The organism is Actinosynnema sp. NPDC023658, assembly GCF_040639995.1.
In the GTDB taxonomy this organism is placed as follows: domain Bacteria; phylum Actinomycetota; class Actinomycetes; order Mycobacteriales; family Pseudonocardiaceae; genus Actinosynnema.
Window position 1 is genome coordinate 1 of the sequence record NZ_JBFAAX010000240.1, and the last position, 8,516, is coordinate 8,516.

Here is an 8,516-nt window from a genome sequence, read left to right on the forward strand (position 1 = left end):
CCTCGACGTGGAGCACCCGCTCTCACGTCGAGGCGCGCACCACCAGCTCGGTCGGCAGGATCGCGGCGGCCGGCGGTTCGCCCGCGATCTGCTCCAGCAGCAGCCGCACCATCTCGCGGGTGATGCGCTGGAACGGCTGGCGCACGGTGGTCAGCGCGGGCCGGGTGGAGGTCGCGATGCTGGAGTCGTCGAACCCGCCCACGGCGACGTCCTCGGGCACGCGCCGACCCGAGTCGTGCAGCACGTTCAGCGCCCCCGCGGCCATCAGGTCCGACGCGACGAACACCGCGTCCAGGTCCGGCGACCGCGACAGCAACGACGCCATCGCGGCCTCGCCTCCCACGCGGCTGTAGTCGCCGTGCGCGATCAGGTCCGGCGTGGCCTCGTCGCCCAGCACGTCCCGGTACCCGGCCAGCCGCTCGACGCCGCCGGGGGTGTCCGGCGGACCGGTGATGGTGGCGATCCGCCGCCTGCCGCGCGACCGCAGGTGCTCGACCATCAACCGCGCGCCGGACCGGTCGTCGGCCGCCGCGTAGGCGACGCGGCCCTCGTACCCGAGCGGCTTGCCGCAGGCGACCACCGGGACGCCCGAGTCGTGCAGGTCGTGGATCAGCGGGTTGCCGGTGTGCGACGACACGAGCAGCACGCCGTCGACGTGACCGGCGGCGATGAACCGGCTCGTGCGCTTGCGCTCCACCTCGGTGCTGGCGGTCATGAGCAGCACGGGCACGTCCAGCTCGGCCAGCTCCTGCGTGCAGCCCTGGAGCAGGATGCTGAAGTTCGGGTCCTCGAACAGCCGCTGCTGCGGTTCGGTGAGCACGAAGGCCACCGAGTGCGCCCGCTGCGTGACGAGGCTGCGGGCGGCCGGGTTGGCGACGTACCCGGTGGTCCGCACGGCCTTCAGCACGGCCTCCAGCGCGCCGGGGCTGACGTTGCGGCCGCCGTTCAGCGCGCGCGACACCGTGCCCCGCGACACCCCGGCGGCAGCCGCGACGTCGTGGATGGTCGGCCGGTTCCGCGCCGCCCTGCTGCGCTCGACGCTCATGACTCCCTCATGCTTTCACCGCTCCGGAGAGCAAGTCGATGCGCCAGTATCGCTGCAAGGTGAGGAACAGCGCGATCAAGGGCAGGACCGACACCAGCGAGCCGGTGACGACCAACGTGTACAGCGCGGGCGTGGTGTTGCCCTGCTTGAGCATCGTGTACAGGCCGAGCGTGACCGGGAACTTCCCGTCGTCGCCGAGCATGATGTAGGGCAGCATGAAGTTGTTCCAGATCGACACGAACTGGAACAGGAACACGGTGACCAGGCCCGGGACCATCATCGGCAGCGCGATGGAGCCGAGGATGCGCGCCTCGCCCGCGCCGTCGGTGCGGGCCGCCTCGACCACGTCCTCGGGCACGGCCGCGGCGGCGTAGACGCGGGCCAGGTAGATGCCGTACGGGCTGACCACGCTCGGCAGCAGCACGGACAGGTAGGTGTCGGTCAGGCCGACCTTCGACATCAGCAGGTACTGCGGGATGGCCAGCACCACGGCGGGCACCAGCACGCCCGCGATCAACGCGTTGAAGATCAGCGCCCGGCCCCGGAAGGCGTACTTGGCCAGCGCGTACCCGGTGACGCCGGACAACGCGGCGGACAGCAGCGCGCCCACCCCGGCGTACAGCGCGGAGTTCGCCAGCCACCGCCAGAACACGCCGCCGCGGTAGCCGCCCAGCTCCGCGAGGTTCGCCGGCAGCGACGTGCCGAGCGAGAACGTCGTGGTGGAGAACAGCTCGCCGCTGCTCTTGGTCGCCGCGACGAGCACCCACGCCACCGGGAACAGGCAGTACGCCGCGCCGAGCAGCAGCACGAACGTCGGGAACGCCCCCAGCGCGGCCACCACCGAGCGCGCCCGCGCGGGCGTCGCGACCCGGACCGGCACGGCGCTCACCGCTCACCCCCGAACGCCCGCGAGCGGGTCAGCCGCAGCAGCCCGAACGAGATCACGAACATCACCGCGGCGATCAGCACCGACGTGGCGGCGGCGGAGTAGAGGTCACCGCGGCCGAACGCGTCCTGGTAGACCTTCATCAACGGGGTCCAGGTGAGCGAGAGCGAGTTGGTCAGCGGGGCCAGGGTGGTCGGCTCGGCGAACACCTGGAGCGTCGCGATGATCGAGAACAGCGACGTCAGCACGAGCGCGGGCGCCAGCAGCGGGATCTTGACGCGGGTCGCGACCTGCCACGGCGTGCAGCCGTCGATCCGGGCCGCCTCGTACAGGTCGCGCGGGATCGACCGCAGCGCGGTGTAGAGGACGACCATGTTGTAGCCGACCCCGCCCCACACCGCGATGTTGGCCAGCGCGAAGTAGATCCCGGTCGGGGACAGCAGGTCGACGTCGGGCAGCGACAGCTGCCGGAGCGCCTGGTTGAACGGGCTGGTGCCCGGCAGGTACAGGAACCCCCACAGCAGCGACGCGATGACGCTCGGGACCGCGTACGGCAGGAAGATCGAGATCCGGCCGAACCCGCGGGCGCGCACCCGGTCCTCGTCCAGCAGCAGCGCGAACACCAGGGCCAGGCCCAGCATGGTCGGCACGAGGATCGCGCCGTAGCCGAGCACCCGCAACGCGCCCGCGCCGAGCTCGGGGTCGGTGAGCGCGCGCCGGTAGTTGTCCAGCCCGACGAACACCTCGGAGCGGCTGCCCCTGCCCAGGCCCAGCCCCCTGACCTCGGTGCGGAACAGGCTCAGGTACACGGTGTAGGCGATCGGCAGCGCGAACACCAGCAGGAACAGCACCACCGCCGGGGCGACGAAGGCGTACGGCGCCACCTTCGGCGCCGCACCACCCCGCCCGGCCACGCGTGTCGACGTCACGAGCTCAGCCGCCGACGGTGAAGCCGTTGGCCTTCATGTCGTCCACGGTGGCGCTCTGCATCTTCGCCAGCGCGGGCACCAGGTCCGCGCCGCCGCTGATCGCCTCGCCCATCGCGTTCTTGTACGCGGTGTAGGTGACGTTGACGTTCGGTCCCCAGGTGAAGCCCGACGACGTGGCGGCGATCTTCGCGGCCTGCGCGTAGAAGTCCGGCTGGTTCGGGAAGAACGCGGGCGGCCGGGACTGCGCCTCCTGCGCCGAGGTGGCGGCCGGGTAGATGCCGCTCACGGTCACCAGGGCCTCCACGGCGGCCGGGTCGGTGTTCAGCCAGACCGCGAACTCGGTCGCCGCCTTCTGCTTCTTCGACCCGGCGGTCACCGCCGTGGTCGAGCCGCCCCAGTTGCCGGTGCGCGGCTCGGCGGCGTCCCACTGCGGCATCGGGGCCATCGCCCACTTGCCCGCCGTGCTCTCCGCGTTGCCCTTCAGCACGCCCGGCGCCCACACCGCGCTGAGCCACCCGACCTGCGTGCCGTCGTTGAGCGCCTTGTTCCACTCCGGCGTGTACATCGGGGACTTGTCGACCGCGCCCTCCGCGACCAGGCCGCTCCAGTACCGGGCGACCTTGCGGGTGGCGGCGTCGTCGACGGAGACCTTCCACGCCTCGCCGTCGACCGACCACCACGAGCCGCCCGCCTGCTGCACGAGGCCCGCGAACCAGCCCGGGTCGTTGGACGAGAACGTGCCGAGGAACTTGTCCGGCGCCTCGGCCCGCAGGTCTCGGGCGGTCTGCGCGTACTCGTCCCACGTCGTCGGCACCTTCAGGCCGTACTGCGCGAACAGGTCGGCGCGGTAGTAGAACATCATCGGGCCGGAGTCCTGCGGCACGGCGTAGACACCGGCGCCGCCCAGCGTCACCTGGTCCCAGATGCCCGGCGCGAACCGGTCCTTCACCGCCGCGGCGCCCCCGGAGATGTCGGCCAGCACGTCGTTGCTGACCAGGGTGGGCAGCGCCTGGTACTCCACCTGCGCGAGGTCGGGCGGGTTGCCGCCCTTCGCGCTGGTGAGGAGCTTGGTGACCAGGTCGTCGCCCTGGGCCTGCTTGCTGACCACGACCTTGGCGTCCGGGTGGCCCGCGTTCCACTTGTCGACGACCTTGTCGATGTCGGGCGCCCAGGCCCAGAAGGACAGTTCGACCGGGCCGTCGGCGGCCTGCTCGCCGCCACCGCCGCAGCCGGCGAGCAGGGCGAGGCCGAGTCCGACTGCCAGGGCCTTCTTCGCGATGTCGAGTCGCATGAGGTCTCCGGGGGTTCCGCGTCGCTGACGCCGCTGCCAGCGAGAACCGCGCTGTGAACGTGCACAGTAGTTGGACCACGGTTGAGCCTGTCAACTACTTGACACCCGCTTTTATCTGGGCCGTACTCTGCGATCAGACCGTGCACGTTCACAGCCACTGGAGTGTTCATGACGTTCGTGGTGCCCAGCCGGACCGACGCGCAGGTCGACGGGCAGGTCGCGGGGGACCCCTCCGCGCCCCGGATGCCGGTGGGTGTGGACGGGCTCGTCTACGGCGGGGACTACAACCCCGAGCAGTGGCCCGAGCACGTGTGGGTCGAGGACGTCGAGCTGATGCGGGAGGCCGGGGTCAACCTGATCAGCGTCGCGATCCACGCGTGGGCGCTGCTGGAGCCGCGGCCCGGCGAGTTCGACTTCGGCTGGCTGGACCGGCTGCTCGACCTGCTGCACGGCGCGGGCATCGCGGTCAACCTGGCCACGCCGACGGTGGTGCCGCCGGCCTGGCTCTACCGCGCCCACCCGGAGATCAGGCCGGTCACCCGGGACGGGGTCGAGCTGGAACGCGGGTCGCGGGCGACGTTCTGCCCCAGCGCGCCCGCCTACCGGCAGGCCGCCGCGGCCATCACCCGGCGGCTCGGCGCGCGGTACGGCGACCACCCGGCCGTGGCGCTCTGGCACGTGCACAACGAGTACGGCGCACCGGTCGGCGCGTGCTACTGCCCCGAGTCGGCCGCCGCGTTCCGGCGCTGGCTGCGCGCCCGGCACGGCGACCTCGACGCGCTGAACGCGGCCTGGGGCACCAGCTTCTGGGGCCAGCGCTACGGCGAGTGGGCCGAGGTCGAGCCGCCGCGCGCGTCCGGCACCACCGGCAACCCGGCGCACGAGCTGGACTTCGCCCGGTTCTGCTCGGACGAGCTGCTGGCCTGCTACACCGCCGAGCGGGACGTCCTGCGGCAGCACTCGGCCGTGCCGATCACCACCAACTTCATGACCACCAACTGCAAGTCGATCGACTACTGGCGCTGGGGCCGCGAGGTCGACGTGGTGGCCAACGACCACTACCTGACCGCCGAGGCCGACCGCAACCACATCGACCTGGCCATGTCGGCGGACCTGACCCGCGCGGTGGCGGGCGGGCGGCCGTGGATGCTCATGGAGCACTCGACCGGCGCGGTGAACTGGCAGCCGCGCAACATCGCCAAGCGGCCGGGCGAGATGCGCCGCAACAGCCTGACGCACGTGGCGCGCGGCGCGGACGCGGTGATGTTCTTCCAGTGGCGCGCTTCCCGCTTCGGCGCGGAGAAGTTCCACTCCGCGATGCTGCCGCACTCCGGCACGCGCAGCAGGCTGTGGCAGGAGGTCGTGCGGCTGGGCGGCGACCTCGGCGCGCTGCACGAGGTGCGCGGCAGCCTGGTGCGCTCCGACGTGGCCGTGCTGTGGGACTGGGAGTCGTGGTGGGCGCTGGAGCTGGACTGGCGGCCGTCGGTGGACCTGTCCTACCGGGAACGCGTCGGCGCGTTCTACGAGCGGTTGTGGGACGCCCGGCTCACCGTCGACTTCGTCGCGCCGGGAGCGGACCTGGGCGCGTACCCGCTGGTCGTCGTGCCGTCGCTGTACCTGGCGACGGAGGCGGCGGCGAAGGTGCTGCACGACTACGTGGTCGACGGCGGCACGCTCGTCGTCTCCTACTTCTCGGGCATCGTCGACGCCAACGACGCCGTGCACCCCGGCGGTCACCCCGGCGCGCTGCGCGACGTGCTCGGCCTGGAGGTCGAGGAGTTCCTGCCGCTGCGCCAGGGCGAGGAGGTGGCGCTGGACGGCGGTCTGCGCGGTGACGTGTGGGCCGAGCACCTGCGCCTGTCCGGCGCGGAGAGCGTGCGCGACTACGTGGACGGCCCGGCGGCCGGTGGTCCGGCGGTCACGCGGCACCGGCTCGGCGCGGGCACCGCCTGGTACGTCTCGACCCGGCTGCGCGGCGCGGCGCTGGACGACGTGCTGCGCGAGGTCTACCCGGACGCGGGCGTCGAGGTGCGCGACGACCTGCCTCGCGACGTGGAGGTGGTGCGCCGCCGCGGCGCGGGCGCCGACTACCTGTTCGTGCTCAACCACACCGACGCCGAGGTGCGGCTGCCCGCCTCCGGCACCGAGCTGCTCACCGGGCGGGAGTGCGAGTCCGGGCTGCGCGTGCCCGCGGGCGGCGCGGCCGTGCTCAGGACCTGACCGGTCCGCTTGGCGGAACGCGGCGCGAGCGCGCCACCACCCGCACTACCCCTTCGTCCACGGTACTGCGCAATCCGTAGTAGCATTCATCGCACACCACCGGGGAGAGCCATGGACACCAGTCAACTGCTCAAGGGGGTGCTGGACCTCGCCGTCCTCGCGGTGCTCCGCAAGGACGACGGGTACGGCTACGACGTGCTGCGCAGACTCCGCCAGGGAGGCTTGGACGGCGTCGGTGACGCGTCGGTCTACGGCACCCTGCGCCGGCTCTACAACGCCGGGCTGCTCACGTCGTACGTCGTGCCCAGCGAAGAGGGACCGCACCGCAAGTACTACAGCCTCAACGAACCGGGCCGCGAGCGGCTGGTCGAGTCCGGCAAGACCTGGAAGTCGTTCGCGCAGGCGTTGGACGACCTGTTGGGGGAGGGCGCATGAACACGCAGACCAACACCGAGGTGCAGCACTACCTGGACGCCATGCGCGAGGCGCTGTCCGACCTGCCCGCCGCCGAGGTCGCCGAGATCGTGGACGACGCCGGCGCGCACGTGGTCGAGGTCGCGGAGGAGATGGGCGACGAGTTCACGCTCGCCGCCCTGACCGACCGGCTGGGCACGCCGCGGGCGTACGCGGACGAGCTGCGCGCCGCCGCCGGCTACCCCACCCCCTCCGCCCCGGCGTCCGGCCGGTCGTCGCTGGTCGCGCGGTTCACGCTGTGGAGCCTCGTGGCGGGCGTGGTCATGGCGTTCGGCTTCGCGGTCTCGCGCGGCGAGGTGGAGGAGCTGACGCTGCTCGTCGGCCTGTGCGCGACGGTCGCCGCCGTGCTGGTGTTCCGGCAGAAGGGCCTGCTCGCGGAGGTCGCGGCGCTGCCGGAGACGATCGCGATCACCGACGCGCTGGCGCGGGTGCAACCGCCCGACGTGCAGAAGGCCCTGGCGACCCTGCGCATCTTCCAGCCGGTGTGGTGGATCGCCCGCGCGCTGCTGATCGGGGCGGGCGGCCTGGTGCTGATGTACCGGCTGCCGCCCGTGGTGCTGCTGGCCATCGCGCTCGCCCTGCTGTCGCTGCCGGCCGGCGTGAAGGCCAAGACCGACCGCCGGTGGCTGTGGGTCAGCCTGCCCGCGACCGCCTTCGCCCTCGGCATGCTGCTGTTCATCTTCGGCACGCTGGCGACGCGGTTCGACCACTACCCGGTCAGCTCGACCGCGGTGTCCACCTACAACGGGCCGCCGGCGTCCGACAACATCTACGTGTTCGACAAGGACGGCAAGCCGCTGACCGACGTCTACCTCTACGACGAGGACGGCCGCCCGCTCGACTCGTCGTGGTACGGCTGCACGGGCCGGGACCGCGACGACAACCGCTACCCGCGTCCCCGGGTCGTGCACGACGAGCAGGGCTGCCACGAGGAGGGCGGCGTCCCGTTCACCGTCGTCATGCCGACCGTGCCGACCACCACGGCACCGTCCGGCACGTCCCCGTCCGGCACCTCCACCGCGGTCCCCACCACCACCGCACCGCCGGCGACCCCGTCGTCCGTCGTGCCGTCCGCGCCCACGGTGGTCACGACCACCGGCTGACGGGGCGGGTTCAGGCCACCCGGGCCGTCGAGGAGCGGACGACGAGCTCGGTGGCCAGCTCGACCCGGTCGGTCGCGGGTGGGCGGCCCGCGATCAGGTCGGCCAGCATCCACCCGGCCCGCCTGCCCATCGCCGCGAGGGGCTGGCGGACGGTGGTGAGCGCGGGCGCGGACCAGCGGGCCGCCGGCAGGTCGTCGAAGCCGACGACGCTCAGGTCACCGGGCACCGACAGCCCGGCCGCGCGGGCCGCCTCCACGACGCCGAGGGCCTGCTCGTCGTTGGCCGCGAACACCGCCGTGGGACGGTCGGGCAGCCGCAGCAGCTCGACCGCCTCCCGGCGACCGCCCTCCCGGCTGAAGTCCGCGTGCCGCACCAGCGCGGGGTCCACCGCGAGGCCGGCGCGGTCGTGGGCGAAGCGGTAGCCGTCCAGGCGGGCGCGGCTGCACAGCACGTCACGCGGGCCGCCGACCACGCCGATCCGCCGGTGCCCGAGCGACAACAGGTGCCGCACCGCCGTCACCCCGCCCGCGCGGTTCGTGGCGGCGACGCTGAGCAGGTCCCGCGCGGC

The 8,516-nt window shown here is 72.7% G+C and carries 8 protein-coding genes; 3 read left to right on the forward strand and 5 right to left on the reverse strand.

Translation table 11 applies throughout. The features are described 5' to 3' along the window. Positions 1-22: 22 nt before the first annotated feature. From AB0G02_RS22120 to AB0G02_RS22135, 4 genes are read right to left on the reverse strand one after another with little or no spacing between them, the layout of a single operon-like run. On the reverse strand, positions 23-1,045 hold the full coding sequence (locus AB0G02_RS22120) for a LacI family DNA-binding transcriptional regulator (RefSeq protein ID WP_360797357.1): 1,023 nt from the start codon (positions 1,043-1,045) through the stop codon (positions 23-25). Positions 1,046-1,052: 7 nt separating this feature from the next. Next, a complete protein-coding gene (locus AB0G02_RS22125) occupies positions 1,053-1,934 on the reverse strand; it encodes a carbohydrate ABC transporter permease (protein ID WP_360797359.1) in 882 nt (293 codons plus the stop codon). Continuing rightward, positions 1,931-2,860 (reverse strand): sugar ABC transporter permease, encoded by a 930-nt coding sequence (locus tag AB0G02_RS22130; RefSeq protein WP_360797361.1) that lies wholly within the window; start codon positions 2,858-2,860, stop codon positions 1,931-1,933. The genes AB0G02_RS22125 and AB0G02_RS22130 overlap by 4 nt, the downstream gene beginning before the upstream one ends. A 4-nt stretch (positions 2,861-2,864) precedes the next feature. Next, a complete protein-coding gene (locus AB0G02_RS22135; RefSeq protein ID WP_360797363.1) occupies positions 2,865-4,151 on the reverse strand; it encodes an extracellular solute-binding protein in 1,287 nt (428 codons plus the stop codon). A gap of 168 nt (positions 4,152-4,319) precedes the next feature. Between AB0G02_RS22135 and AB0G02_RS22140 the strand changes: the two genes are divergently transcribed. The 3 genes from AB0G02_RS22140 (at position 4,320) to AB0G02_RS22150 (ending at position 7,948) form a co-directional block, all read left to right on the forward strand. Further along, positions 4,320-6,371, forward strand: coding sequence for a beta-galactosidase (locus AB0G02_RS22140; RefSeq protein WP_360797365.1), 2,052 nt, complete (start codon positions 4,320-4,322; stop codon positions 6,369-6,371). Between the two features lie 111 nt (positions 6,372-6,482). Next, the gene (locus AB0G02_RS22145) at positions 6,483-6,806 is read left to right on the forward strand and encodes a PadR family transcriptional regulator (RefSeq protein WP_360797366.1); all 324 of its coding nucleotides are present in this window, start codon (positions 6,483-6,485) and stop codon (positions 6,804-6,806) included. Continuing rightward, positions 6,803-7,948, forward strand: coding sequence for a hypothetical protein (locus AB0G02_RS22150; protein WP_360797368.1), 1,146 nt, complete (start codon positions 6,803-6,805; stop codon positions 7,946-7,948). The genes AB0G02_RS22145 and AB0G02_RS22150 overlap by 4 nt, the downstream gene beginning before the upstream one ends. Positions 7,949-7,958: 10 nt before the next feature. Here AB0G02_RS22150 and AB0G02_RS22155 read toward each other — a convergent pair. Continuing rightward, positions 7,959-8,516 (reverse strand): substrate-binding domain-containing protein (locus tag AB0G02_RS22155; protein ID WP_360797370.1); only part of this gene is annotated, 558 nt, incomplete at its 5' end.